This is a genomic window from Microcoleus sp. Pol1C5, from assembly GCF_036701115.1.
GTDB lineage: Bacteria > Cyanobacteriota > Cyanobacteriia > Cyanobacteriales > Microcoleaceae > Microcoleus.
Genome location: NZ_JAUBQE010000002.1, coordinates 1 through 26,775, shown reverse-complemented (window position 1 = coordinate 26,775; position 26,775 = coordinate 1). Strand labels below are relative to the sequence as shown.

Genomic DNA, 26,775 nt, shown 5'->3' with positions numbered 1-26,775 from the left:
GATTGAAAATCAAATCATGGTCTAAATCTAACTTGTCAATAAAAATACAAAGTAGGTGTTTATTGAATTCCATACCTTTATAATAGGTCATTAAAAACACAAACGACTTGGCAGATTAATGACAACTAGAGAGTTAATTTTTGGCTATATTTAAAGCAATAAAACTGGCATTAAAATGAAAATCAAGCCGTATAAATGACGAGCTTGAAAATCAGACAATTCCGTAAATTGCTTGACCTCACGAAAAATAAATTCAATCTGGAAACGAGTCTGATAATATTCAACAATTTGCTCAGGTAGTAAATGAATATAAATGCTAAATAATAAAGCATTTTTGATTTTACCATTGGCTTTAACCTCAGAGATACAAGCGAAACTAATTGGGCAATTCAAACAACAACGACTCACCTCCAATGTATATAATGAAACTCCCGATTTTATATCTTTAACAAAATTTAGACGACTCAAATCATGCCAGTCAACCTTACCATCATATTTACGAGGATCACCCAGTTTCTTTTGTTCACCTGTATAGAGATAGCGTAGGTTAGCATCAACTCGCTCGCTCGCCAATAAAGTCTAAATTTAACTCCCGCACCGCCTCCCAGAATTTAGAGCGATAATAATAGCGATCAGCCACCAAATAACGTACAGAAGTTGGTCAGAAACAACGAGTATTCTTCAAATGTTGTGCCTAGTCATCAACTCTTGTAATGTCAGGCTTTGAGCTTTGAGACTCTGGTTTTTTGCGAGATTTTTTTGATAGGCTAGTTTTCGATTCTTGGGCAGTTTTTGCACGGGCTTTATTTGAGGGCGTGATGGAGTTGGTTGTATGCTTAAGCTATAATATAAACTACTATCAATCTCGACAATATAAATCATAGAAATTTCCAAGCCCTGTTCTGATTTACCCGCTACACCATTATAAAAGTAAGCCTTACCGTCAGCTTTTTTGCCACTTTTCCTTAAGAAATAACAATCAATAACAGCAATGACTGTGTGTTCAGGATTTAAGGCAACACGCGAGGAAATATTGATTAAAGTGTGGAAAGTTAAAGCTTTTGAGAAAGTGACGACGGTAGTTTTTTTCGCTCAAATAACTATAACGACTGAGATTCGTGAAGTCGATCTTGCCTTCTTACTAGCAAAATAGTTGAGAATAAAGTGATTAAAAAATTCTTTTGTGGTTGACTAATCCCTGGCATTTGTTGTAAGATGGATTCCATAATATTCCTAATGCAATCTGTTCTGCTTGTGTGTTTTTATAGCTTAACCGAAAAGAAGGTCTTTTTTTCGGTTTATTTTGGGTTCAGATTGCACTCACTTTTTTCACTTCTCTGCTGTATTGCGTAAGCGTTGCTTGCCGAAGGCATCGCATCCCTAATTAAAAAACTGCCCGGAGTATTGTCAACACTTGATGTCATTATTTTATATATTTTTTTATTTCATTAGGTTTTTAATTGTATTTTTAGCATACTAAGTGATGAAAAAAAAATCTACTTTTTTTCAAGCAATAGGATGGCTATGTGCGATCGTACCCACCCTAAAAATCAACACTCTCTTCACCAATACTTCCGAGTTCCCCGCTACCCAGAAACTCTTCCTCCTCTACTTCCTCACTGCCAGACTCGAAACTTTCCACCACAAACGGTAAACCAGCCGCCATCAAACCCCGTTGAATCAGTTCCGATGTTTCGTCAAACAAAACAAATAGCGGATGAACAGCCTCAGCTTCATCGCTGTAAATATGTCTGTAGCGGTGTGGCATCACCCATTCATAACCTTTGTCCAGCCAAACCTGAGACTGCCGCCAGCGGCCGAGCAACTCAGAAAACTCTTCGCCCGGACGATGAATGAAAATCAAAATTTCCACGCCAATTTTAACTTTCCATTCAGGATCGCACATCAAAATCGCCAAATCGCAGGGCAAACAAACTGCCTGTCCGGGCGATATGCTAGTGCCGCTGCTTCCGGCATAAGAAACACCGTCTCGCAAGCGGGCAATTGGCAAAGGAATTGTGATTAAACTCTCATGGGCGCGGCGGATACTCGGAATCATTTCCATGTAAACCCGATATTTTTTCAGCAGGGCGATCGCGGCAGAAGATTCGCTGTACTCTGCTAGTAAAGTCTCGTAATGTGATTGTTTAACAGACATTTTCAAACCAAAGAATAAGTAATTATTAATTGCTGCTAATTGCTAATCGATCGCTTCTCGTTACCAAGCAGACCTCATTTGTGACAACTTAAGCTCAAGTTCCCCGAAGGGAGGAACTTAAGCTTGCCTCCAGGCCTTGGTGTGTAACGCGAACAGCGATTGAAGCATTGAGGGCTATGGGCTACCAATGTCTGGAGAATGCTTACAGGTTTTTTATTTACAAGGTTTGAGCCATTTGGCGTCTCAAGATTAAGCCCGATACGATGCCTATTTGTCATTTTATGCCGATCGCCGGAACTTCATCTGAGCCAAAAAGGTAATCTCGTCTGTAAGGTGTGACTCTGGGAGCAACAGGGGAAAACGACGTACTATAAATCCAGATCGTATTCGCCATCGGAATGTACCAGGTCGCCTCAAATTAAGCGATCGCAGCTAGATTGCAAGAATTGCTCTCTCCCCTAGTCTATAACCAACTAGGCTATGACCAGTTGGGATTAAGGTCCCCGATACTCGGTTTACCTTTGATGATGGCCGCAGTGTTAACCTTGCATAACTTAGCGGTGGAACTTTTCTTGCAATCCTTGATGGACTACGCGGCCAAGCCAGAAGCTTACCAGAGCAGCCTAGGTGAACTATTGCCCACCTACCCAGAATTCACCGGATGTGTGTTCAAGCTTCAGGCAAACATGGACCCGAAACGCCGTGATCCCATCGCCTTTGTGCGGGTGTGTTCTGGTAAGTTTGAAAAAGACATGATGGTGAAACACACCGTCACGGGGAAAAGCATCCGCGACAATGCCTTGGAAGGTCTGATTCTGGTCTCTTTAAGAATCGAATGTGTCTTCATACCTGAGCCTCTCAATTTCCCAAGTTCAAGAGCGCGATGGGGCAATCGTAAGTATCATAAAATTGATCTTAAGTCAACATTAAACCTAAATCTTTACAAAAAGTGGCTAATTTTAAAGACTTGCTAAAACAATGAGGGGTTGTACCCCCCATAAGTTAGAGTCAGATATTATAGATGCACCCTGATGGCTTTCCCGTTCCACAAGAGCGGGATTTTTATTATTGGAAAGCCGGAGCGTTAAGTTTCACAATACCTACTACAGATAAAATCACGTAGGGATGCCAAGATTAAAGATATAGCAGAGCTAAAGCTCAAACTAGGGCGTCGATCGATCGAACCTCACCCCCAACTCTGCGAAATAACCCAAAGGCGGTAGCATAGTTTGGGAAACGGCATCAACTAAAGATGAACTTAGCGCCAGCAACAGTCCTGCAACAGGGCAAATACAAAATTAACGCGACTTTAGGGATAGGAGGGTTCGGCATCACTTACCGAGCTATCCACACCCATTTAAATCAAACCGTCGTACTCAAAACCCTCAACGAAAGTCTGCGCCAACACCCAGAATCTGCCCAATTTCAGCAGCAGTTTATTGCCGAAGCCCAACGCCTGTCGCGGTGTCAGCATTCCAACATAGTCAGGGTAATCGACTTTTTTGAAGAAGCCGGACAGTCTTTTATTGCAATGGACTACATTCCGGGCCAAACTCTCGCCCAAATAGTCGAAACCGATCAGCCGCTGCCAGAAGCCCAGGCCCTGCACTATATTCGGCAAATAGCCTCAGCCATAAGTACAGTGCACCACAGCGGATTGCTGCACGGAGATATCAATCCAGAAAATATTATCCGGCGAGCCGATTCTCACGTAGTAATGTTAATAGATTTCGGCATTGCCCGCGGCTTTACCGCCGGCACCAAACAAACCCACACTAACTTGCTCTCCCCGGGGTACGCGCCGATCGAACAATACCTCTATGACGGTAAATGTACACCGGCCACTGACATCTACGCGCTCTCCGCCACCCTATACTACTTACTCTCCGGCGTGGCGCCCGTAGCAGCACCCCTGCGCGATCGCATTCCCTTGACTGAGTTACGGCAATTTCAGCCCAACCTCAGCCCAGGAATCGAGCGAGCCATCCTTCAGGGACTCGAAATCGACCCCCACAACCGCCCTCACACAGTGGAAAATTGGCTCACCATGCTCCAAGAAACAGAGCGAGTATCAGTAAAAAGAAAAGGCAAGCAAAGTCTAAAATTGCCCGCACCTCCCCCGCCACAGTTGACTTTTGTGGCGTTTGTGGTAACGGCTGCAATTGCAGGCTGGATGGGTTTTGACCTAGCATGGCACTACAACAGCACCAGTCTCAGCAATCGTCCCAAAATTGAATCCTTCCCATCTCTGGAAGATTTGCTCAAATCCCGCGATTTGTCAGGGCCGATGTTCGGGCAGCCGTCTGTCGAAAGCAGCCCTCTCTACCCGATCGAACTCAACAAGCGCCCCAAACCCCCCTTAGACAGCACCAACATTCCCGAACAGATCGAAGATCCCTCAGAAACTAGCGCCAAACCTTCTGAATCTCCAAGCCAGGAAACTCCCGCCCCAGAACCCGAAGCGGAACCTGAGCCATCGCCGACGCCCGAACCCGCAGAGGAGCCTTCTGAGTCCCCCATTCCAGAGCCTCAAACCGAAATCGAGCCAGTTCCCCAACCAGAAGCCGCACCAGTACCAGAAGTTGCGCCTCTGCCTGCAGAACCGCCCGCCGCGCCCGCCCCGCCTGCCCCTGAGAGTGCTAGCGCTGAAACCTTGCCGCCGTCGGAATCCGCGCCGCCAGTAATAGCCTCGCCGATCGAGCGATCGCCTGAGCCTGCGATACCGAGCGGCAGTGGCAACAATTTAGATAGTTCGATCGCACCTGATTCACCACCCCCTGTGGCAGATCCCACGATACCTTTTCCCGAACCTGCGACAAATTAGTAGGGTTTTTGTTGGCTCAAAGTGCGGACAAATACTTGGTTTTATGAGTCAGCAAATATCTGCTAAGGAGTTGAGATAATAAGCCTCTACCTAGCGAACCACTATCTTCCAAAAACTTCCGTCGAATCTAAAAATCCCAACAGTCGCCGTCTGAGTTTATCGAATATTTCCTATTTCCTCTGCCATCGAAATGCCCTAAAAAAAATGCAGGACGGTGTTCTATTTTGATTTAAATTATGTTAGAATATGTGCGCGGGGCTGAGGTGGTGTGATGTCGCGTATTAATACTGCCAAGCTGCAAACATTTTGGTACAAAGCAACCCCAACCTCGAATTTGAGCCAGTGTAAGCAAGGCTTTTATGCTAAGCCGTGGCGCCTTAGACTGTTCTAACTCTCAACAATCCCATCGCCGGCACTCGGGGTGGGAGTGTCAATTCCCCCAAAATTCCTTCCTTTGGGAGCAAGCATCATCGGGGACAAGCAAGTTATAATTTGTTGCGGAAGCGCACAGAGATTTTTTATGAGTAAACCCCCAGTTCATGCTTTTTTTGTAGGCAGAGCACTTGCCGAAGCACTGTACGAGCAATTAGAAAGCGCAGCAACCAACGCTTTCTCTGAACTCGGCAGATTTGACGCAGAACAAAGAGAACGCCTGCGGCAATTCACCGATCGAGTTGTGGAACGGGCAAATCGAGCTTCGGATGAGGCGATGCAGACCAGGACTGGCACTGCGAGCACCACCACCATTCAAGACATCCATCCTGCAGATTTGCAAGCGACTATTGACGAGCTGCGCGCCGAAGTGGCTCTGGTGCGATCGGAATTGCAGCGCTACCGCAGCAGTTTGCCGTAGCGATCGATCCTCCGACGACAACTATTATTTATGACTACGTGAGCGCATTGCTTTGCGCTCCAGCGCTCCTACTTTCAATCAAAGCAACAACATAAAATAAGCAATTTGGGAACCCAAGTGTCTGCTCTCCTTGATGACTCTGTTAATCGCCAGCGCTCCCCCAAGCACACTGGCGAAGCCGATGAGCCAAAAACTGCTAGTAAATCCTACAAAAGTAAAGCTTATCGTTGGAACCGCGAAAAATATTCCCGGAAGCGGCGCTTCTTCGACATTTGGGCCTTTGTCTTGCTCTGGCTGGCTTCCCTCTGGCTCGACAGCAAAAATTGGAGCTACTGGGGAGGCGTGACTGAAGAAAAGAAAGTTGCCAGACGCCGCTTTCAAGCTATCTGGGTTCGAGAAACACTCTTGGATTTGGGGCCAACTTTCATTAAAGTTGGGCAGTTATTTTCCACCCGCGCCGACTTGTTCCCCGCAGAGTTTGTCGAGGAACTTTCTAAGCTGCAAGATAAAGTGCCTGCTTTCAGCTACGAGCAGTTAGAGGTAATTGTCGAGCAAGATTTGGGCAAGACTGTTCAAGAACTCTACCGCAGCTTTGACCCGGTGCCCCTGGCGGCTGCAAGTCTGGGTCAGGTACACAAAGCTCAACTGCATTCGGGCCCGGAAGTGGTGGTTAAGGTGCAGCGACCGGGACTGCGGAAGCTGTTCGAGATCGATTTGCAAATTCTTAAGGGAATTGCCCGTTACTTTCAAAACCATCCTAAGTGGGGCCGCGGCCGAGATTGGATGGGGATTTATGAGGAATGCTGTCGCATTCTGTGGCTGGAAATTGACTATCTCCATGAAGGCCGCAATGCTGATACTTTTCGCCGCAATTTTAGCAACTGTGACTGGGTGCGGGTGCCGAGGGTTTATTGGCGGTACGCGGCTCCGCGAGTGCTGACTTTGGAATACCTGCCGGGGATTAAAATCAGCCACTACGAAGCTTTGGAAGCGGCCGGTATCGATCGTAAATTAATCGCTCAGTTGGGCGCAAAAGCTTATTTGCGCCAGTTGCTCAACGATGGCTTTTTCCACGCTGACCCACACCCCGGCAACATCGCTGTTAGTGCTGACGGTTGTCTGATTTTCTACGATTTTGGCATGATGGGGCAAATCCAGTCGAACGTCCGCGAAGGACTGATGGAGACGCTCTACGGCATTGCTTCCAAGGATGGACAGCGGATTATGGATTCTCTGATCAATTTGGGAGCTTTGGTGCCTACGGGTGATATGAGTCCGGTGCGCCGATCGATCCAGTATATGCTGGATCACTTCATGGACAAGCCTTTTGAAAATCAATCGGTGAGCGCGATTACGGACGACCTTTACGATATTGCCTACAACCAACCTTTTCGCTTCCCAGCTACTTTTACTTTTGTAATGCGAGCTTTTTCCACCATCGAAGGGGTGGGCCGAGGTTTAGATCCCGAGTTCAACTTTATGGAGGTGGCACAACCTTTTGCCATGCAGCTTATGAGTAATGGAAATGGCCCGGATGCAGGTAGCAGCATTTTTAACGAAATCGGCCGTCAGGCGGCTCAGGTGAGTTCGAGTGCTTTGGGTTTGCCCCGCCGGATTGAGGAAACGATTGATAAACTCGAACAGGGAGATTTGCGGATTCGCGTCCGTTCTGCAGAAACAGAGCGCTTGCTCCGCCGCATGAGCAGCGCTCAAATGGGCACGAATTATGCTTTGCTGATGAGTGCTTTTACTTTGTCGGCGACAATTTTGTTTGTCAGCAATCAAGTCTGGCCGGCTGTCGCTGTGGCAGTGCTGGCGGCGGGTGCAGGGTTTGCTATGCTGCGTTTGTTCAAGCGGATCGATCGTTTAGACAGGATGTCATAATTGTGCAATTCGCGATTTGAAATTTCAGATTTGAGATTTCTCGCCAGCCAAAATTTGACATCGAATGTTCAGTTTTGGCTGGCTGACCACAGATTGCTGAAATTTACAACACTTATGCGCTTTGAGGCTAAAAACCCAGTTTCTGCCTAGATTTCTCGCCAGCAAAACCTCTAATTTTGGGTAGAAATCCAGTTTTTTTTGCAGGTGCTGCTTGATTTACTGGATTTACCGAAATTTTAAGATGGGATTACCATCATACGATCTACAATATGAGGTCAAGGAAGTGCAATTTTTCCAAAACTCGCGATCGTGGGGCGCAGAAATTTCAACTGCCGTTCGGGATTTAAGTTTTGGAAGAAAACATCGCACCCCATTAAATCAAGCTTTCAAGTTCGATGAGTCCAATCACCCAATCTATGAAACGCTCTTTCGCAGGTAAGACAGACACAGGGCTAGTTCGTTCCGTAAATCAGGATTCGTACTACATAGACTCTGACGGGCGATTTTTCATAGTGGCCGATGGAATGGGAGGACACGCCGGAGGTCAAGAAGCCAGCCGGATTGCGACTGAGGCGATTCAATCTTATTTGCTAGAACATTGGGAAGGGCCTGAGGATTCTCCGCTGTTGTTGGAAAAGGCTTTTTTAATTGCCAATCAAGCAATTTTGACGGATCAGCTCGACCACCCGGAGCGTGCTGATATGGGAACTACGGCTGTGGTTCTAATGTTTCGGGATGAGGGCCGACCCTGGTGCGCTAATATCGGGGACTCTCGCTTATACCGACTGCACGGCTCTCGCTTGGAACAGATTACTGAAGACCAGACTTGGGTGGCTCAGGCTGTCAAAAGAAAAGCTCTAACTCCCGATCAGGCTCGCACTCATCCTTGGCGTCACGTTTTGTCCCAGTGTTTGGGCCGCGATGATTTGCGGGAGATAGATATTTTGCCGGTGGACGTGCAGCCTGGGGATCGCTTGCTGCTCTGCAGCGATGGCTTGACTGAAGAACTTTCCGATCCTTTGATTGCTTCGCCTCTCAAGTCGATTCGCGCCTGCGAGGGCGCTGCAAATGCTTTAATTCAAGCAGCTAAGGATAAAGGTGGACGCGATAATATTACTGTGGTGATCGTGACGATCGACCTCAAATAATATTCGATCGCCAGATCGCAACCGACCATCCAAAATCGAAAAATCTAAAATCTAAAATCTAAAATCTAAAATCTAAAATTGAATGACCCGCGTTATCGGTTTGATCAGTGGCACGTCGGTGGATGGCATTGATGCTGCTTTGGTGGATGTGCTCGGTTCCCAAACAGACTTGAAAGTGCAATTGGTGGCCGGCAAGACTTTCCCTTATCCTGCTAATTTGCGATCGCAAATTCTCTCGGTTTGCAGTGGCTCAGCTTTGTCAATGGCTGAACTAGCAGAATTAGATGATGCCATCGCCCAAGAATTTGCCACGGCGGCATTGACAATTCAAGCAGAATATGATAGTGCCGAATTAATCGGCTCTCACGGTCAAACTGTCTACCACCGACCTGCTGGGAAAGCCCAGAAAGACAGCGCCAGTGGGTTAATGGGCTACAGTTTGCAACTCGGGCGGGGCGCGCTAATTGCAGAATTGACAGGCATTACTACTGTGAGTAACTTTCGATCGGCAGACATTGCAGCAGGGGGTCAAGGAGCACCGCTAGTGTCAATAGTTGATGCCTGCTTGCTGGCAGAACCCAACCGCAGCCTCTGCATCCAAAATCTGGGCGGAATTGGCAATGTTACCTATCTTCCGGCAAGAGGAAAAGGGGGAAACAATGATGAGTCTGAGATTTTCAGTCTTGGGGAGGGCATATCCGGCTGGGATACAGGCCCGGCGAATTCCCTGTTAGATTTGGCAGTACAGCACTTCTCAGGCGGCAGTAAGACGATCGACGAAGGTGGAGCTTGGGCGGCATCAGGAACTCCCTGTCAAGCTTTAGTCGAGGATTGGCTCGCATCAGAGTTCTTCCGCCAAGCACCGCCGAAATCAACGGGGCGAGAGCTATTTGGTGTAGACTATTTTGACAGGTGTTTGGTCGAGGCCCAAGGTTACAACCTCAGTCCTGCTGACGTGCTGGCTACTCTGACCGAACTGACTGTTGCCTCGATCGTTCACAGTTACCAAACTTTTTTACCGGCTATGCCCGATCGAGTTTTACTATGCGGGGGTGGCAGTCACAATCTCTACTTAAAACGCCGATTGCAATCTCAATTGCATCCAGTGCAAGTGTTGACTACTTCTGAGGCAGGCTTGAATGTAGATTTTAAAGAGGCGATCGCTTTTGCGGTTTTAGCCGCATGGCGGGTTCGGGGCATTCCCGGTAATCTGCCTCAAGTTACTGGTGCCCGGACACCGGTACTTTTAGGGGAAATTAACTCTTGTTGGCACAGTTGGGCGTGATAGCATAGAGTCTGAGGGACAACGGCTGTGCGTTGTTGCACCAGCATTGTAGCCAGCAGGAAAAGCATAGGAACAGCACTGTGGCTCACACGTTTTTAATGGAATCTGGCCAATGGACGCTCGAAGGAAGTTGGATTGAGCGCAATGGCGTGCCAATTACGGTTAAAGGCAAAACTTTAGTGAGCTGGAACCGAACAGATTGGTTCAGTATGGTGACGAAACTCGTGTTTCCTGGAGGCGATCGCGAAGAGATTATTTTGCAGTACCGAGGACACCTCAACAGCGATGAACGGCAGTATACTTTTGTACTCCAACACAGCGAACTCGGCCGCGTCGAGGGCGAAGGTTGGATTGCTCCCCAGTCGATCGTCCAACGTTATTGGGTATTGGGAGACGAACGCCAGCGACGAACGGGTTTTGATACCCTTCACCGCGTTGATGATAACCGATACTACCAATCTAGTGGCATCATGTCTGGTCATTACCTGACGAGTACGATGGAAGCGACTCTGGAACGTCAGCCGGAATAACTCTTTCTAGAGTCAACACTTGCGAGTTCTAGGGTTCGATGTGAAAATTAAAGGTTTTGCTAGTCGGGGGTCGCGCTCAGATGTCCGACTAGCGCCATTGCTGTCAAACCTCATCCGCTGCAACTAAAGACAAATATATTGAATAAGTTAAAAGTTTTAATTGGTTAAAAAATTAACACTTATTATTAAGAGTTATTCAATTTTCGAGTCGAGGCGCGATAAATTATATTTGCGCTCTCCTGTGGTATCAAGAAAGAAACTGCTTAGCTCGACTCCCACATTGAGTGAAATCCAAAAAGAAACTGTCAAATTTTCCTCATGTCTGTACAGAGGCCTTCTACCTTCTGTCTGCGAGTGACGCCCCATCACCCCCAACTCCTTTCCGCCTGAGGGAAGAGAGTAAGAGACGGAGGTCGCCGACTGCGACTCTTTGCTAGTCAACACCTGGGTTAGGTTCTAAACCCCAGTGGTGTTTCAGAAAATGGCGGTACATGGTTTCCCGCAGCATCATTTGCTCGTAAAGCTTGACCAAAAACTCCTGAGCTTGTTCGCGGCTCATGTCACTTACCTGTGTTTTGAAGGAACACAGGCTAAATTGCTGTTCCAAAGACAATTCTGCTGGTTGGCTCATGACTTTGACTCCTCTGTAAGTAAAGGTGACTTAAAAGTGAACACCTGGATTAACCAGATTTGTAAGTTGTTTCAGCGATCGACCGTTGGTTTCGGGATACCCGATTGCCCATCTGGCTTTAGTCTATATTACAAAAGGTAACAATCATTTGACAAAGTTACCATATGTCCGAGGAAATAACTTACTTAGGGACAGAGATGGCGAGATGCCTGCAAAAGTTCCTTCTGCAGGCATATACAACTGTATCTACTTGTCAAGAGGAAAAAGGCTCAGTACGAACCAAAAGAATTGAAGCCCTTTATACCAAATCGGGCGGAGCTTCTCTCCGCGAGGGGGAGAGGGGGAAATGAGGAGAGGGGGAGAGGCAGAGATTGGAAGATGAGGAGATGAGGAGAGGGGGAGAGGCAGAGATTGGAAGATGAGGAGAGCGGGAGATTGAAAAATGAGGAAGATGGGGAGAGTGGAAGATGAGGGAGCGAAAGATAGGGAGAGTCTGAGAATTTCTATTTCTCTGTTCTCCCTTCTTCCTTCTTCCTTCTAACTAATTCGAGGGCGGGCCATCCTGGGGTGGAGTTGCCGCTCCGGGTCGGAAATTGGGAGCAGCGGGTGCAGGCGAAACAGGAGGAAGGCCCTGATTTGCCCCAAAGTTGCTAGGCTGCTGTGGAGCCGGAAGAGGAGATTGAAACTGATTGGGATTGAACTGCTGCTGCCCCGGAGCGGGGAGAGGAGATTGAAACTGATTGGGATTGAACTGTTGCTGCCCCGGAGCCAGAGGAGACGGCAGGGGTTGACCGGAATTGCCGATCGCAGGTGCTGCAGGAATGCCAGAATTCGGAAGCGAGGGATTGGGCGATGGGGAGGAAGCCGAACTAGGAAGAGTTGCCAGGGCAACTCGATCGCCCCCTACCTCTCTCAATTTGTCTAAAACCTCGACAACTTTGGCATATCTCGCATTTTGAGGAGCGTACAGCACCATCAACCCCGTAGGATTTTGGGTTTGGAAACTCTTTAAAACTCGATCGAGCTGTTGGTAATTAACAGGCAATTGGTCGATATAAGTTTGCCCGAAATCGTCAATGCTGACAATCAGCATCTCTCGCATTTGCGTTTGTCCCGTCTTCGCTTTAGGCAAATCGACATTAATTGCTTGCTGGCGAGTCAGTTGCAAAGCGGCCAGGAGAAAAAACGTCAGAATGCAAAAGATCACGTCAATTAAAGGTACCAGTTCAATCCGAGCCTCTTCAGCAGGAGTATCTAAGTGAATCTTCATCCGTTCTCCTTAGTTCTAATTATTAGAAGGTGAATCTTCAGCCGGATCGGAACCTTTCAATTTCGGCTCCCGGTTACGTTCTCCCGCTTCTTGAGAATTGAGAGAACGCTTGTTCAAACCATCTGCACCAAAAGAAGAATTGCTGTATTCCGCACCCGGCGATCGACCTTTAGCATTAGCTGTCGGCCAGTATTGTCTGTAAAGCAATTCGAGTTCATTTCCAGCTTTGCGAAATATTTTTGCCTGGTTGAACAAAAAAGCTTGAAATATCCGATAAAACGCCAAGGTAAAAATTGCTACTACCATCCCAGTAGCAGTCGTGATCAGCGCCTCACTAATCCCCAAAGTTACGCCTGTTGTTGCCGACGTGCCGATGTCGCCCAGACGGATAGAACTGAGGGAGTTAATCAAGCCCAGAACAGTTCCCAGCAAGCCCAACAAAGGAGCTAGAGCGATCGTAGCTTCTAAGATTTTGTCACCGCGACGCATCGAAGCCAACTCTTCATCGGCTGCTGCTTCGAGTGCGAGTCGAAATAAATCTGGTTCGGGATTGTAGAGCCGCAGAGGTGCAGAAAGAAATCGTCCGATCGGCTGTCGGTTAGCTTGTCTGGCAATCTCGTTAGCCGCCCCCCAATCGCTGCGAGCCGCTTCCAGAATGCGGTTAACTATCTGCTTTTCTTTGCTCAGGAGGCTCGCCCAAAACCACAAGCGCTCGATAATTGTACTCAAAGATAAAATCGATAACAGCAACAGGGGCCACATGGCGGGGCCGCCTTTTTCAAACAGTTCTTGAATATTCACAATATTTTTGCTCCTGCAGTACCCGCTAACTTTTGCTTCTGTTCTACTTTTTTTAACAAATCTAAGGCCATTTAATTTTAGCTATTAATGTACTCAGGACTTACGCACTCGCGACTAAAGAACGCCGGTTTTGCGAAGGGGCATCGGGGTACAACGAAGTATTTTCGTCGAGGAAACCCGGTTTTTGGGTAAGTCTTGGTACTGTTTTCTAGTGCCTACGGGCTATGGGCGGCGACTTCCTCACAATTCCTCTAAGTCTTGACACATATCTTGGAGTGACTGGTGTTGAACGCGACGGGAAGAACGGCGATATTTTTTAGTTTGCAGCTTCGGTTCGTAATGCTGCGTACCATCCGACTTGGTTTGCTGCTTCAAACTCGATTCGGCGCTGCTGGAGTTTTGCAGAGCTTGTTGGCGGACGATCGCCTCTTCGAGAAACTGCAAGTAATACTCATAGCGCTCCCAACCGCCCCTAACCACACAGTTAGGCTCGTCTCGGTGCGAACAGTTGCTAAACTGGCAGCTACCCAAAGCCAGCCTCTGGCGCGCTTCTGGGAAATATTCCGCTAACTCTGAGGGATCGCATTCGAGAGCCGGCTGATTAAAGCCCGGAGTATCGGCCAAAAGTCCGCCGCCGGGGAGTTCAAATAGTTCGACGTGGCGAGTCGTATGGCGCCCGCGGCCGAGTTTGCCGGAAACAGCGTTCACTCGTAGGTTCAGCGCCGGGATCAGTTGGTTGATCAAGCTGGACTTGCCAACCCCAGAAGGGCCACAAATTACCGTTATTTTCCCTTGCAGGTGGTCTAGAAGCAAGTTCGGCAACGGGCTATGTACGGGGTTTAACGGATGTAATGCCTTGACCGAATTTGGATCTTGGGGGTGCTCCTCATAACTCATCAGAGATGGCTCTATTTTCTCCACTAAGTCATGGAAACAGGGTTCTGAGGCAGAAACTTCATTTTGAGCATTAGCGGGGGGTTCCTGAACTCCCGCACCGCTGCGGACGCTAATAAACATTGGTTCGTACCCCCAGCCTGAAAGCCGATCGCGCCACTGTTCCAACTCTTGGGGCGTGACCAAATCGCATTTGTTCAGGCACAAACTAACTTCTAAACCTGTAGATTCAGCCTTGACTAAAAACCGAGTTAATGATGCGGGATCTAAGTCGGGTTCAGCAAGGGCAAAAACAAGGAGAATGCGATCGGCATTAGCGACAGGCGGGCGGTTGAGTTCTGTTTGGCGTGGGAAGACTTCAGAAATTGCACCTCGGCGGTCAGTCCAGTCCGGTTCGTCTACCACCACGCGATCGCCCACCATCACCTGTTGACCAATTTTTTTCAGTCGAGTGCGACGAGTGCACAGGAGAATCGGAGAATCAGCGAGGGGAGCATTTTTCCCATCAATGGAGACTTCGGGATCTAACCTCACTTGGTAGAAGTTAGCCTGAACAGCAATTACAGTACCCACGATCGAGGGTGAATTCAGGCTCATCCTGCTTCCTTGTCTTCTGGGCGCTGCACTTTCATTGAAAAAAAGCCCGACTCCGGCTCATCCGCGACAAATTGCGTTTCCAGAATCTGGTAGCCTTCCATTTTGAGACTATCAGGTACTTGTTCGATCGGCTCCCCAGCATCCAGCCATACCTCCAAAACAGCACCCGGTGCCATTTGCTCCAAGCGCAGTTTAGTGCGGACAAAATTCAGAGGACACGGAGTACCCCGCAGATCGATTTTGGCATCTGGGGATTTGGGATTTTCAATTTTCGATGTTGAATTCATAATGCTTTTTGCAATCTCAAATCCTGAAAGCCTTAGTTTTTTAAACAAGTTGCCTGGAAACTGGAGAATCTAAAATTTTCTTTCCAATTGGACACAGACTATTATTCTTTCTGAAAAAAGTGAGCGCAATAGCGCTCACTTTTTTGAGCGCTGCTGAAACGCAATGCCCAGGAACAGGCCCACCTGCCATTTTTGTGAGCAATTGCACACAATTTTTTGACAGATACTAAAACCAATTGCCGGGGAATCCTGAAACAGGAAAATTTGACACCAATTGGTTTCAAAAATTGCTTATTTCTGAAACAAATTACCCAGAAATCCTTCCAAGCCGCCTTTACCGGTACGATCGCCCTTCAGCTTAGCAAGCTGCATCAGCAATTCCCGTTCCTCAGCCGTCACCTTAGTGGGAATGTCAATAGACACCGTAATCAAATGATCGCCGCGACTAACCGGATTTCCCAACCGAGGCACCCCTTTCTTCTCCAAAGTCAAAACAGTATTTGCCTGAGTTCCGCTAGGAATCAACAATTCCGTCGGCCCGTCTACGGTTTCCACTTCCAACCGGCACCCTAAAATTGCTTGCAAATAACTAATTTTAACTTCCGAGCTAACGTTAGTGCCGTCGCGCTTAAATAGCGGGTCTTCATTCACCGCCAAGAACACGTAAAGATCTCCGGGCGGCCCACCCAGTTTGCCGGCATCCCCTTCATTGGAAACGCGCAAGCGAGTACCGTTGTCAACCCCAGCCGGAATTGTGATTTTCAGCTTTTTCATCACTTCTTTCTGGCCTCGACCGCCACAAGTTTCGCACTTATCCTCAATCACTTGCCCCGTGCCGTTGCAAGTGGGGCAAACTGAAACTTGAGTAAAGCTGCCGAAAGGAGTGCGGGTAGCGCGTCGGACTTGACCGCTGCCGGTACAAGTCGAGCAAGTTTGGGGTCTGGTTCCCGGTTTGGCGCCAGTCCCGGTGCAAGTTTCGCAGGTTTCTAGATGCTTGATGCGGAGTTCTTTTTCCCCACCAAACACTGCTTCCCGAAAATCCAGCCGCAAATCGAGGCGCAAATCGTCTCCGCGCACCGGCCCGCTGCGCCTGCGACCTTGCTGTTGTTGGCCGACACCTCCCTGAAAACCCTGAAAGAAGCTTTCAAAAATATCGGCAAAGCTGTCACCGAAGTCTTGGAACCCAGGCGCGCCTGCACCGCTGACGCCTGCTTCGCCGAAACGGTCGAAACGGGCGCGGGTTTCTGGTTCTGAGAGTACCTCGTAGGCGCGGTTAATTTCTTTAAACCGCTCCTCAGCACCGGATTCTTTGTTGACATCTGGATGGTACTTGCGAGCTAGGCGGCGGTAAGCACGCTTAATTTCTTCTTTGTCTGCGCTGCGAGAAACGCCTAATATTTCATAGTAATCACCGGCCATAGAGCTGCTTGCCTGGAGGTAAATAACAAAAAGTGTACGAAAAAGAAACGGGGGACCTTTCCTGAAATTACAGATTAAAAATCAAAAATTCTCATTGTTAATTTTTAACTTTTAATTTTTAGTTTTTCAGTTTTAAAGGAAAGGATTCATATCATCAACTTCTGGTTCGGGAACCTTCTGTTTTTGTTTTGACTGTGGACTTGACTGTGGACTTGGCTGTGGACTTGGCTGTGGATTTGACTGTCGTTTTGACTGTCGCTCCGGCTTTGGTTCCGGCTTTGGTTCCGGCTTTGGTTCCGGCTTTGGTTCCGGCTTTGGTGTCGGCGGAGCTTGGGGCGCCACCAGCGGCTCTTCTTTCAGCAAAATACTGTCGTCGTCCGCTTTAACCTCTTCTGGTTCTGATGATTCTACTTCTGACATCATCTCGCTTTCAACAACAGATCCTGACGGGGCTGCCCCGCTGCGGGCTTGGTCGTAGACTGCTGTCCCCAGCGAGTATAGCAGTTGCTTGAAAGATTCGATTGCGGGCGTGAGTTCCTCGATTGTGATGTCGGGGTTAGTCATCGCTGCCCGCAAGGCTGCTGCGGCTGTTTCCGCTTCTGCCTTTAGGTCGTCGCTCAGCAGTTGCGCGTTGGTTTTTAAAGTTACACCACAATTATAGACGAGCGAGTCAGCTTGATTTTTGAGTTCGACGAGTAGAGCGCGCTTGATGTCCTCGTCGGCGTAAAGTTCGGCTTCTTGTCGCATCCGCTCGACTTCGGTTTCGCTCAATCCCCCTGTATTGGAAATTTGGATGCTTTGTTCTTTTCCGGTTCCCTTGTCTTCAGCAGCCACTTTGAGAATCCCGTTGGCATCGATTTCAAAGGTAACTTCGATTTGAGGTACGCCGCGGGGGGCTGGGGGAATGCCTTTGAGCAGGAACTTGCCGAGACTTTTATTGTCTTTAACCAATGCCCGCTCGCCTTGGAGGACGTGAATTTCTACCGAGGTTTGCCCGTCGGCCGCCGTGCTGTACATTTGCGATCGACTGGTGGGAATAGTTGTATTGCGCTCGATTACTTTGGTGAACACCCCGCCCAAGGTTTCGAGTCCCAGGGAGAGCGGCGTCACATCTAGCAGCAGCAAGTCTTTGACTTCACCACCCAACACTCCGGCTTGAATTGCCGCGCCTACGGCTACAGCTTCGTCGGGATTGACCGATTTATCAGGAGAAACGCCCCCAAAATACTTGCTAATTGCCTTTTGAACTGCCGGAATCCGGGTTGAGCCTCCGACTAAAATAATCCTGTCTATGTCTTTGGGGGTCAAACTTGCGTCTTTGAGGGCTTGAGTCACCGGATCGATCGTCGCTTGCACCAAATGAGCCACCAGTTTTTCAAACTGAGCTTTGGAGAGTTCCATTTCCAAATGCTTCGGCCCTTTTTCGTCAGAAGAGATGAAGGGCAGATTGATTGAGGTGGATTCCCGGTTTGATAGTTCGATTTTCGCTTTTTCGGCAGCTTCTCGGAGGCGCTGCAAGGCCATTTTGTCTTGTGAGAGGTCGCTGCCTTCTTGAGTCCGGAAAGCTTCTACGAGCCACTGGACTATGCAGTCGTCAAAGTCATCTCCTCCGAGATGGTTGTTACCGGAGGTAGCGTTGACTTCAAAAATTCCGTCTCCCAGTTGCAGGATCGAAACGTCGAAAGTACCGCCGCCCAGGTCAAAGACCAAGATTTTCTGTTCTATATTTTGCTTGTCCAGCCCGTAGGAAAGGGCTGCAGCCGTCGGTTCGTTGACGATCCGCAAGACTTCTAGGCCCGCGATCGTACCGGCGTCTTTAGTAGCTTGCCGTTGGGCGTCTGTGAAGTAGGCTGGCACTGTAATCACGGCTTGGGTAACAGTTTGTCCCAAATAAGCTTCAGCATCTTGCTTGAGCTTTTGGAGTACCATTGCCGAGATTTCTTGGGGAGTGTGAACCTTGTTCCGAATTTGCACGTTAACGGTATCGTCTTTGCCTTTTATGCAGGTATAGGGAGTCCGCGCTCGTTCTTCTTCCGTGTCGTCCCACCGCCGTCCGATAAATCGTTTGATACTGTAGACAGTATTTACAGCATTAGTTACAGCTTGCCGCTTGGCTAGTTGACCTACTAAGCGATCGCCCGCCTTACCGAATCCTACTATACTCGGAGTTGTGCGGCCGCCCTCGGAATTGGCGATCACGACGGGTTTACCACCCTCTAACACAGCTACGCAACTGTTAGTTGTGCCTAAGTCAATTCCAATAATTTTTCCCATAGCGCCTCATAAAACTTTGTGGGATGTTTGGAAACCTCCAACTACAGGTTGGGGGAGGAAAAACGACTCAGCTTGTTTAAACAAGCATTCCCAGACTAGATTTGTAGGAAATAAAGTTGATGTCCTAAAGCAATATCAAAGACTGGTAAAAACATTTTTCAGAATTTTTGGATCAAGCGCTGGCCTGCTTTTAGTCATCTTTAATTAAGAAGTTGGTGAGTCTGCCACCTGGGAACCCCCGAATTCTATTCGGGGGTCAGTGACTTTGAGGAATGCAGTAGCTTGTATCCCGATTAACCTTCCGAACTATCGGGATTTTCATCTGAGGCTACCACAGATAGCCCAGCCGCTGCAACTTTCACTTTGGCGTGCCGCAAGACGCGATCGCCCAGAATGTAGCCGCGTTCTAGTTCTTGGATAATTGTTCCTTCCTCGTGTTCGTCAGTTGGCTCGCTCAGTAGAGCTTCGTGGAGGTTGGGGTCAAACTGTTCGCCTTCGGGGCGCATCGGAGAAACCCCGATTTGCTTGAGGCCGTCTACCATTTGCTTGTAAACGCTTTGGTAGCTTTTGTGAATGTTCATTTCGCCATCGGTTTGCGGCTTGATGTGCGATCGAGCGCGCTCGAAATTGTCAATTACCGGCAACAGGGGTTTGATCGTGAGACACCTTGCCTGTAAATCTAGCTCTTCTTTTTCCTTTTGGGTACGCCTGCGGAAGTTTTCAAAATCTGCTGCTAAGCGGAGATTTTGATTTTTCAGTTCTTCTAGTTGAGCGGATGCGACTTGCAACTGAGTTTTTAAAGCCTCTTTTTCCTCGGTTACCTGCGCCAGTTCATTCTTCCAAGGCTCGGCCGCGTCGGCAGTCGGACTGTTAGTTGAACTGCTGGTGACGGTAGGGCCCGATGCGTTTGCTGGGGTGCGATCGCCCTGAGCACTTTGATAAGCTCGAGCAAGTTCGAGCTCCCAATCCGCCGATTCGTTCGAGTTTTCTGGGACCGCCGGATTTTCGCTTGCCATTGGCGCACCCTCTGGGGTGGCTTCCCCAGTTGAGTTAGGATCTTGATCTTGCTGTTTTTCCTCGTCAATCATAAAAGCTGCGCGACAGAACCCTATCAATTCTAGCAGATACAGTTAACCCGGTAAATCTAGAGGACTCGAATTGTCTGTGTATGGCACAATCTGAAAAGAGGCAAACTCGCCAGAGATCGAGACATTGCTCAAAGCTTTTCATAAAATATTCAAAGCTCCGTCTAGATATTTACTTATAATATGGCCGCAATGGGGGCAACCAAACCTTTGGTTGTTCCTCATTTTTAATTAACGCGATCGCCTTTACCACAATTTTTATAAGTATATTTTGCTGTTAGCTATACTACAATATTTCCACCTAAGAAACTTGATGTTTCAAGGATTACTTAAAACGATACTAACTTAAAATTATTATCGGTGAGGCTTTTTTAGTTGCAAGCTGATGCTGGCATTTATCACCATTTACTAAATTTTAGGCTTTGGGAGAAAAAGGAAGTTCTATTGAGTGACTAAGTAGCGATCTGTGTGCTTGTGTAACTGAGATACTAGGTTGTTAATCTTGATACGAATTAGGGTTGGGGTTTTTCTGATTTAATAAAGCCGAATTAGCTTTAAATCTCGAATTCTTGGCAAGCAAATGAGAGACATTAGCAGGTCTGATAGAGGTGATTATTTGTAGATCAAACTGATATCTAATTGGTTGATTTTCAACATTTATGAACCGTCAAGCTTACGTCACAAAGGTTCAGACACCAAAGAAGAATTAAAGTAATATTTAATGCTCCAAAACTAGAGTAGCTCAAAATTTGCCCTGGGGACTGATGCAGCCGACGATCGGGCACTGAGCGATCGCAGATAATTAATCAAAATATATTTCACAAGGGCGATCGAGGCTTTCGTAAAAGCTATCATCACAGAACATAGGTCATCTTGAATTTAGTACAGCTAACCGCGCCACCACGGGCGCTGTAATTTGAGCAAACAATTTGGGAAAATAGAATTAGCCTGGGAAGGGGACACACCCCGCCCCGCTTTTCTCTCCCGGTACGGGAAATCCCCAAGTGATGTGCCCTGACGCTATAACGAGAGTATCCCGCAAGTTAATCAGGTAAGTAAGCAACTTAGCACTCAACGAACAAGATTTGATTGCAAGCACCGGCAAATCCCTCCAAGGTCTCGTCAATTTGTGGACGAAGCTTAGAGGGGGCTGCGAGCTTACACTTGAGAGATAGGGATTGAGCAAGAAAATGATAGCTGATCCATAAGCAAAGAATACGGGGGTTAAAACCCCGCCTTGGTTTTCCTCTCAGCACTCTTTGTGACTGAGTTTCCCACCTATTGAGTGTTTTTTATGACTAGCACATCCCCGCTTCGCTCCACATCCATAGTTTCTGTGAGCCAATTTCCTCCGGCTCTCACCAAGATGATTCTGTCGGGTTACGTCAACGGCGAGCAAGTGAAGCAAGCTCAAATTGAAAGCCAGAAGTCGGGCAAGCGTTTGACGGAGGTATTAGAAGCACTTACCGGCCAGCCGTTACCCCCAGAATTGCTGCGACTTTACAAGAAGCAGCAGATGTTTGAACGGAAGATAGTCTACGGCGTTGAAGCATTTGACCCGGAGATGAGCGAAATGTCTAACGAGCAACTCGGAGTTATGCTCGACGCGTTGAAGATTTCGATCGACATTTGTCACCAAGGTCGGTTTTTACCCGTAGCTAAGACTGAAACTGAGCCGGCGGCGGTTTTAGTGGCAATGGTAGATCCCGACAACCTCAACGCTATAGAAGATTTGCGGCGGATTTTACAGCCTCACGGCTTGGCTTTGCAGCGGCGAGTGATTACGCCGGATGATTACCAGGACATTACTTCTGCTTATCAAGACGAACAAGTTAAGAGGGAAGCTAAAAAAGCTGAAATCGAAAAACAGAGAAAGATGGATTTAGGGGAGGGAGATTTTGGCGAGCTCTCGCTAGAAGAGGAGAGCACCGACCAAGAAGACCTCGCTAACACGTTGGACGATGCAGAGGCTGCTCCCGTAATTAAGGCCGTCAATATCATTTTGGCTAAAGCTTTGTCGGAAAAGGTGTCTGACATCCACGTAGAACCTCAAGAAGAGTTCATGCGGATTCGGATGCGGAAAGACGGGGTACTGCAAGAGTATTTCCGGTTTCCCAAGCAGGTAGTCGCATCGATTACGGCTCGTTTCAAGATTATTGCCAACCTGGATATTGCCGAACGCCGACAAGCTCAAGACGGGCGCATCCGCCGGGTGTTTGAGGGACGCACGGTCGATTTCCGGGTGAATAGCTTGCCTTCCCGGTACGGCGAAAAAATCGTGCTGCGGATTTTGGACAGTTCCAGCACTCAGTTGGGTTTGGGTTTGTTAATCTCCGACGAAGAAACTCTGGCTTTAGTGCGAGAAAGTGCTAGCCGTCCGTTCGGACTGATTTTGGTGACGGGGCCGACGGGTTCGGGCAAGTCAACTACTCTCTACTCGATTCTGGCGGAACGCAACGATCCGGGGGTTAATATCAGTACGGCGGAAGACCCGATCGAATATGCTTTGCCAGGAATTACCCAATGTCAAGTAATTCGGGAAAAAGACTTGACTTTTTCCAACATTCTGCGGGCATTTTTGCGGCAAGACCCTGACGTGATGCTGGTGGGGGAAACGCGGGACAAGGAAACGGCCAAAACCGCTCTGGAAGCTGCTTTGACGGGACACTTGGTGCTGACGACGCTGCACACGAACGACGCGGCCGGGGCGGTCGCGCGTTTGGCCGAAATGGGCGTAGAACCGTTCATGGTTTCGGCCGCTCTGTTGGGCGTTTTGGCTCAGCGTTTGATGCGGCGCGTTTGCGACAAATGCTGCATTCCTTACCAGCCTACTGCCACAGAACTCGGCAAGTACGGTCTGTCTGCTTCTCAAGAAATTGATCTAACCGTTTACAAAGCCAACACTATACCCGTGGAGGAAAGGAAGGAACTCGCAGAAAACGAGCAACTTTGTCGGAAGTGCGGTGGCCTGGGCTACAAAGGACGGGTAGGGGTTTACGAATTCCTGAAAAATACTGAGCGGCTTCAAACTCTGATCACTCAAGGAGCTCCCACAGAGCAAATTAAGGAAGCAGCAGTAGAAGAAGGGATGAAAACCTTGTTGGCTTACAGCTTGCAATTGGTGCGGGAAGGCGCGACTACTTTTGAAGAAGTCGAGCGGGTGACGTTTACAGACTCAGGCCTGGAGGCGGAAATGAAAGCCAAACGCAAGCAGGGGCTTACCTGCAAAACTTGTCAGGCGGAATTGAAGCCGGAGATGCTGGATTGTCCGTACTGCTTGACGCCACGCTTTGTGGATTGATTCAGCAGTTAACTGTTGACTGTTAACTGAGCTAGATTGGTCAATAACTATCAATTCGATCGAGGAGAGGTATCTATGGGTCTGATGATTGAAGACGTACTGGAGTCCCTGGTAGAGCAAGGGGGTTCGGACATACACATCCAAGCGGGCGCGCCTATATTCTTCCGAGTCAGCGGTAAACTAACTCCTCAGACTCAATACGGCGACATTCTGTCTGCTGAGGAAGTGCAGATCCTAATTTTCCAAATGCTCAACAATATGCAGCGCAAGCAGTTGGAAATGGAGTGGGAACTCGACTGCGCTTACGGCGTTCGGGGATTGGCTCGGTTTCGCGTCAATGTCTACCGGGAGCGGGGTGCTTGGGCTGCTTGTATGCGGGCTCTGGCTTCTAAGATTCCTAACGCCGATGCTTTAGGCGTGCCGCAAATTTTGCGGGATCTGACGGAAAGACCCAGGGGTATGCTGTTGGTGACGGGACAAACGGGTTCCGGGAAAACTACTACGATGGCGGCGTTGTTGGATCTGGTCAACCGGACGCGGGCGGAACATATTCTAACAGTTGAAGACCCGATCGAATATGTGTTTCCTAATATCAAGAGTTTGTTTCACCAGCGCCAAAAAGGGGAAGATACTAAGAGCTTTGCTAATGCGCTGAAAGCTGCTTTGCGCGAAGATCCTGATGTAATTCTGGTGGGGGAAATGCGGGACTTGGAAACGATCGGTCTGGCAATTTCGGCTGCGGAAACGGGTCACATGGTGATGGGAACGTTGCACACTAATTCTGCGGCTGCAACGATCGATCGGATTTTGGACGTGTTCCCGCCCATTCAACAACCCCAAGTTCGCGCCCAGGTGTCTAACTCTTTGGTGGGAATTTGCAGCCAAAATTTGGTAATAAAAGTTGGGGGCGGCCGCTGCTGCGCTATGGAAATCATGGTAAATACTCCAGCTATGGCTAACTTGATCCGGGAGGGCAAAACTCCGATGATTTACTCCCAAATCCAAATGGGGGCAAAATTGGGTATGAGGACGATGGAAATGGCCCTCGCTGAACTTTACAAGAGCGGTAAAGTCACTTGGGAATCGGCAATGGCCAAGGCTTCTAAGGCTGATGAACTCGAACGCTTAATCGGCCCGGCACCTGTTGGTGGCGCCCCGGTAAAAGCTCATTAATTCCGTCAGCAGTCATTAGTCTGGAGTCCGTAGAAAGAACTGATGACTGATGACTGATGAGTCATAAATTTTAATAAATTTTCAGAGGTGAGCTGTGGCTACCAACGTTATCCGCGAAAAACCGAAAGGTGGCTTTGATTTCAGTAAAATTCAGGAGCAAATAGAGTATAACCTTACCAGTCTTACTGTTAAGGATATGGCTATTTTTGCTCGTCAGTTTGCGGCTATGTTTAATGCAGGGGTGGCGATCGTGAGATGCCTTTCTGTGCTGCACGAGCAGTGTTCTAATGCTAAGCTGAAGCGAGCGCTCAGGAGCATGAATGCTGACGTGCAGGAGGGGATAAACTTGGCAGAGGCGATGGCTAAGTTTCCTGATGTTTTTGACCAACTGTTTATCAGTATGGTGGCGGCGGGAGAAGTCGGGGGTGTGCTAGATGAAACCCTAGACCGTCTGGCGGTGATGATGGAAAAAAATCACAAGACGGAGGCTGAAATTAATTCGGCAATGTCTTATCCGAAGACTGTGTTCTTTATTGCGATCGTTATTTTTTTCGCAATGACTATATTCTTGCTGCCAACTTTCGCTAAAATCTTTAAGGATATTGGTGCAGATTTGCCAGCTTTTACGCTGATGATGTTGGCAATTAGTACATTTTGTACGGCTTGGCCTCCTATCCAACAGATAACAGTTATTGGGGTAATTATAGCGCTAAAAATTGCCTTCGATATGTACTACAAAACTCCCATAGGTCGCCTACAAATTGATAGGATTGCGATGAAGTTGCCGATTTTTGGAGATTTAATCGAAAAATCTGCTGTGGCTCGGTTTTGCGTGATATTTGGGTCGCTGACGCGATCGGGCGTGCCGATTCTCAATTCTTTGGAAATTGTGCGAGATGTCGCGGGGAATCAGGCGATATCGAATGCGATCGAATATGCCAGGCAGGAAATTCAAAGCGGTGGCATGATCAGTATTGCTTTGCAAGAACAAGCTGTTTTTCCGTCTTTGGCCATCCAAATGATGGCAATTGGTGAGGAGACAGGGGAACTTGACAAGATGCTGATGAAAGTTGGCGCTTTCTACGAAACGGAAGTTGAAGAAGCAGTAAAAGGACTTACCAGTATGCTAGAACCTCTGATGATTGTTGTCGTCGGTGGTATCGTAGGTTCGATTTTGCTGTCGATGTATCTGCCGATGTTCGCAGTGTTCCAAAAGCTGTAAAAAAGGGGTAATTAGTTATTAGTTATTAGTTAGTAGAAATTAACGCATGACCAATGACTATTCCAATCGTTCCCAGGCTCTGCCTGGGAATGCCTTTGGAGGAGGCACATCCTCGATTAAAAGGAGAAAACAATAGGGAGGCAGAGCCTCCAAATCTTCATTACCAGGGTTTTCCCATTGGTGAAAAATTACGAAAATGTTACAAAAGTTAAGGAGGGTAGGCAGACAGATTTAACTGCTGCCTAATCCTGGCTTTACGATCCAGGGTAAACCCCTATTAATTTCAACCCAAAATATGCTACAGTTAAATCCGAATAAATTTCTATCTAGTTATTCTAGTTTATGGGTGCTATCAATGGAAAAAGGTTTTACTTAAACTTTAAATCACCAAGCAAAACAAACAGATTCATTGCCTTCGGTGAATATCTTAAATGCCAGTTTTTTATAAAATTTTGCCAATTTGAACGACCCCAGAAAAGAAAGAATAAAAAAACACTCAGAGATATTACAGGGTAATCACATCTTAATTAAGGTATAATGGTGAGGTAAATTTTTTAAACATTTGACAGTATCATTCAAGCGCAGCTCGTAAACTAAGGAATGAAAATTGAGTATGATGCTGATAGCCACCTAAGCACGATCGCTGCGGTTCCACTTAGTTGATGTATCTCCATCACGTACTCTTGCCTAGGGCGCGTTTTCAAACTATAACCACAACAGAATGCACGCGATCGTAATTATGGCTGTATAATTGGCAGCCAGCTTATCATATCGAATAGCGATCGGACTCCCTTGGTTGAGTAGGTTGATAGCACGTTCAACAATGTTCCGTTGCCGGTAGATTTAACGGCCGCCTTTTTCCATCTGCTTGAGTGAGGAATACCTGCCGGCAGTCCATTCCCAGTTTAACTGCTTGTTGGTCGCCGAGCGCGTCTCCACCGCAACCCTGCCTCTGGCGCGTCCATTTTCTGTCATTTGTCAAGTACAATTTATACCAAATTAGATGCGATTACCCTGACTAATAACCAATAAATATGGTTCACTTTAACGTTGGTTTCCAACCTGGGGGGGTGACAAGGCGGTCAGGAGCTAGATAGAATCTGGGCGAGAGCCTTCATCCCCCGTTGATAAAAATGGCG

General features: G+C 47.9%; 20 protein-coding genes. 10 read left to right on the top strand and 10 right to left on the bottom strand.

The window, feature by feature from the left end:
- Positions 1 to 150 precede the first annotated feature (150 nt).
- Positions 151 to 573: a hypothetical protein gene (locus QUA23_RS01130; protein ID WP_333076465.1), complete on the bottom strand. Its 423-nt coding sequence runs from the start codon at positions 571 to 573 to the stop codon at positions 151 to 153.
- 970 nt (positions 574 to 1,543) lie between these two features.
- Complete coding sequence (locus QUA23_RS01125; protein WP_333076464.1) at positions 1,544 to 2,158, bottom strand: hypothetical protein; 615 nt, start codon at positions 2,156 to 2,158, stop codon at positions 1,544 to 1,546.
- Positions 2,159 to 2,682: 524 nt separating this feature from the next.
- Here QUA23_RS01125 and QUA23_RS01120 point away from each other — a divergent pair.
- From QUA23_RS01120 to QUA23_RS01090, 7 genes are all read left to right on the top strand, one after another.
- Complete coding sequence (locus tag QUA23_RS01120; protein WP_445243463.1) at positions 2,683 to 3,132, top strand: hypothetical protein; 450 nt, start codon at positions 2,683 to 2,685, stop codon at positions 3,130 to 3,132.
- A 278-nt stretch (positions 3,133 to 3,410) separates the two neighbouring features.
- On the top strand, positions 3,411 to 4,982 hold the full coding sequence (locus QUA23_RS01115) for a serine/threonine-protein kinase (protein WP_333076462.1): 1,572 nt from the start codon (positions 3,411 to 3,413) through the stop codon (positions 4,980 to 4,982).
- Positions 4,983 to 5,502: 520 nt separating this feature from the next.
- Positions 5,503 to 5,835: a DUF6825 family protein gene (locus QUA23_RS01110; protein ID WP_333076461.1), complete on the top strand. Its 333-nt coding sequence runs from the start codon at positions 5,503 to 5,505 to the stop codon at positions 5,833 to 5,835.
- A 117-nt stretch (positions 5,836 to 5,952) separates the two neighbouring features.
- Positions 5,953 to 7,719: an AarF/ABC1/UbiB kinase family protein gene (locus QUA23_RS01105; protein WP_333076460.1), complete on the top strand. Its 1,767-nt coding sequence runs from the start codon at positions 5,953 to 5,955 to the stop codon at positions 7,717 to 7,719.
- Positions 7,720 to 8,135: 416 nt separating this feature from the next.
- Positions 8,136 to 8,867: a PP2C family protein-serine/threonine phosphatase gene (locus QUA23_RS01100; protein WP_190274384.1), complete on the top strand. Its 732-nt coding sequence runs from the start codon at positions 8,136 to 8,138 to the stop codon at positions 8,865 to 8,867.
- An 82-nt stretch (positions 8,868 to 8,949) separates the two neighbouring features.
- Complete coding sequence (locus QUA23_RS01095; protein ID WP_333076459.1) at positions 8,950 to 10,152, top strand: anhydro-N-acetylmuramic acid kinase; 1,203 nt, start codon at positions 8,950 to 8,952, stop codon at positions 10,150 to 10,152.
- Between the two features lie 80 nt (positions 10,153 to 10,232).
- The gene (locus tag QUA23_RS01090) at positions 10,233 to 10,682 is read left to right on the top strand and encodes a hypothetical protein (protein ID WP_015176194.1); all 450 of its coding nucleotides are present in this window, start codon (positions 10,233 to 10,235) and stop codon (positions 10,680 to 10,682) included.
- A gap of 433 nt (positions 10,683 to 11,115) precedes the next feature.
- On the opposite strand, the gene QUA23_RS01085 is transcribed toward QUA23_RS01090, so the two are convergent.
- From QUA23_RS01085 to grpE, 8 genes are all read right to left on the bottom strand, one after another.
- Positions 11,116 to 11,313 carry an NblA/ycf18 family protein gene (locus QUA23_RS01085; RefSeq protein WP_333076458.1) on the bottom strand — a complete coding sequence of 66 codons (198 nt, stop codon included), beginning with the start codon at positions 11,311 to 11,313 and terminating at the stop codon, positions 11,116 to 11,118.
- A gap of 541 nt (positions 11,314 to 11,854) precedes the next feature.
- Positions 11,855 to 12,583, bottom strand: a complete 729-nt coding sequence (locus QUA23_RS01080) for a biopolymer transporter ExbD (RefSeq protein ID WP_333076457.1) — start codon at positions 12,581 to 12,583, stop codon at positions 11,855 to 11,857.
- A 15-nt stretch (positions 12,584 to 12,598) separates the two neighbouring features.
- A complete protein-coding gene (locus QUA23_RS01075) occupies positions 12,599 to 13,384 on the bottom strand; it encodes a MotA/TolQ/ExbB proton channel family protein (RefSeq protein WP_333076456.1) in 786 nt (261 codons plus the stop codon).
- 240 nt (positions 13,385 to 13,624) lie between these two features.
- Complete coding sequence (gene rsgA, locus QUA23_RS01070) at positions 13,625 to 14,875, bottom strand: ribosome small subunit-dependent GTPase A (protein ID WP_333076455.1); 1,251 nt, start codon at positions 14,873 to 14,875, stop codon at positions 13,625 to 13,627.
- Positions 14,872 to 15,162 (bottom strand): sulfurtransferase TusA family protein, encoded by a 291-nt coding sequence (locus tag QUA23_RS01065; RefSeq protein ID WP_333042225.1) that lies wholly within the window; start codon positions 15,160 to 15,162, stop codon positions 14,872 to 14,874. The genes rsgA and QUA23_RS01065 overlap by 4 nt, the downstream gene beginning before the upstream one ends.
- Positions 15,163 to 15,453: 291 nt before the next feature.
- Positions 15,454 to 16,581, bottom strand: coding sequence for a molecular chaperone DnaJ (gene dnaJ, locus QUA23_RS01060; RefSeq protein ID WP_333042223.1), 1,128 nt, complete (start codon positions 16,579 to 16,581; stop codon positions 15,454 to 15,456).
- 132 nt (positions 16,582 to 16,713) lie between these two features.
- Positions 16,714 to 18,855, bottom strand: coding sequence for a molecular chaperone DnaK (gene dnaK / locus QUA23_RS01055; protein ID WP_333076454.1), 2,142 nt, complete (start codon positions 18,853 to 18,855; stop codon positions 16,714 to 16,716).
- A gap of 293 nt (positions 18,856 to 19,148) precedes the next feature.
- The gene (gene grpE / locus QUA23_RS01050) at positions 19,149 to 19,943 is read right to left on the bottom strand and encodes a nucleotide exchange factor GrpE (RefSeq protein WP_333076453.1); all 795 of its coding nucleotides are present in this window, start codon (positions 19,941 to 19,943) and stop codon (positions 19,149 to 19,151) included.
- 1,291 nt (positions 19,944 to 21,234) lie between these two features.
- On the opposite strand from grpE, the gene QUA23_RS01045 reads away from it, so the two are divergent.
- The 3 genes from QUA23_RS01045 (at position 21,235) to QUA23_RS01035 (ending at position 25,636) form a co-directional block, all read left to right on the top strand.
- Positions 21,235 to 23,241 carry a GspE/PulE family protein gene (locus QUA23_RS01045; protein ID WP_333076452.1) on the top strand — a complete coding sequence of 669 codons (2,007 nt, stop codon included), beginning with the start codon at positions 21,235 to 21,237 and terminating at the stop codon, positions 23,239 to 23,241.
- Positions 23,242 to 23,316: 75 nt separating this feature from the next.
- On the top strand, positions 23,317 to 24,414 hold the full coding sequence (locus QUA23_RS01040) for a type IV pilus twitching motility protein PilT (RefSeq protein WP_333076451.1): 1,098 nt from the start codon (positions 23,317 to 23,319) through the stop codon (positions 24,412 to 24,414).
- 94 nt (positions 24,415 to 24,508) lie between these two features.
- Entirely contained in the window at positions 24,509 to 25,636 is a 1,128-nt protein-coding gene (locus tag QUA23_RS01035) for a type II secretion system F family protein (RefSeq protein ID WP_333076450.1), read from the top strand.
- Positions 25,637 to 26,775: the final 1,139 nt, after the last annotated feature.

Bases quoted from the DNA above. Each gene is read 5' to 3' on its own strand.
- QUA23_RS01125 (WP_333076464.1), bottom strand. From the start codon at position 2,158: ATGTCTGTTAAACAATCACATTACGAGACTTTACTAGCAGAGTACAGC.
- QUA23_RS01120 (WP_445243463.1), top strand. From the start codon at position 2,683: ATGATGGCCGCAGTGTTAACCTTGCATAACTTAGCGGTGGAACTTTTC.
- QUA23_RS01115 (WP_333076462.1), top strand. From the start codon at position 3,411: ATGAACTTAGCGCCAGCAACAGTCCTGCAACAGGGCAAATACAAAATT.
- QUA23_RS01110 (WP_333076461.1), top strand. From the start codon at position 5,503: ATGAGTAAACCCCCAGTTCATGCTTTTTTTGTAGGCAGAGCACTTGCC.
- QUA23_RS01100 (WP_190274384.1), top strand. From the start codon at position 8,136: ATGAAACGCTCTTTCGCAGGTAAGACAGACACAGGGCTAGTTCGTTCC.
- QUA23_RS01095 (WP_333076459.1), top strand. From the start codon at position 8,950: ATGACCCGCGTTATCGGTTTGATCAGTGGCACGTCGGTGGATGGCATT.
- QUA23_RS01085 (WP_333076458.1), bottom strand. From the start codon at position 11,313: ATGAGCCAACCAGCAGAATTGTCTTTGGAACAGCAATTTAGCCTGTGT.
- QUA23_RS01080 (WP_333076457.1), bottom strand. From the start codon at position 12,583: ATGAAGATTCACTTAGATACTCCTGCTGAAGAGGCTCGGATTGAACTG.
- rsgA (WP_333076455.1), bottom strand. From the start codon at position 14,875: ATGAGCCTGAATTCACCCTCGATCGTGGGTACTGTAATTGCTGTTCAG.
- QUA23_RS01065 (WP_333042225.1), bottom strand. From the start codon at position 15,162: ATGAATTCAACATCGAAAATTGAAAATCCCAAATCCCCAGATGCCAAA.
- dnaJ (WP_333042223.1), bottom strand. From the start codon at position 16,581: ATGGCCGGTGATTACTATGAAATATTAGGCGTTTCTCGCAGCGCAGAC.
- dnaK (WP_333076454.1), bottom strand. From the start codon at position 18,855: ATGGGAAAAATTATTGGAATTGACTTAGGCACAACTAACAGTTGCGTA.
- grpE (WP_333076453.1), bottom strand. From the start codon at position 19,943: ATGATTGACGAGGAAAAACAGCAAGATCAAGATCCTAACTCAACTGGG.
- QUA23_RS01045 (WP_333076452.1), top strand. From the start codon at position 21,235: ATGACTAGCACATCCCCGCTTCGCTCCACATCCATAGTTTCTGTGAGC.
- QUA23_RS01040 (WP_333076451.1), top strand. From the start codon at position 23,317: ATGGGTCTGATGATTGAAGACGTACTGGAGTCCCTGGTAGAGCAAGGG.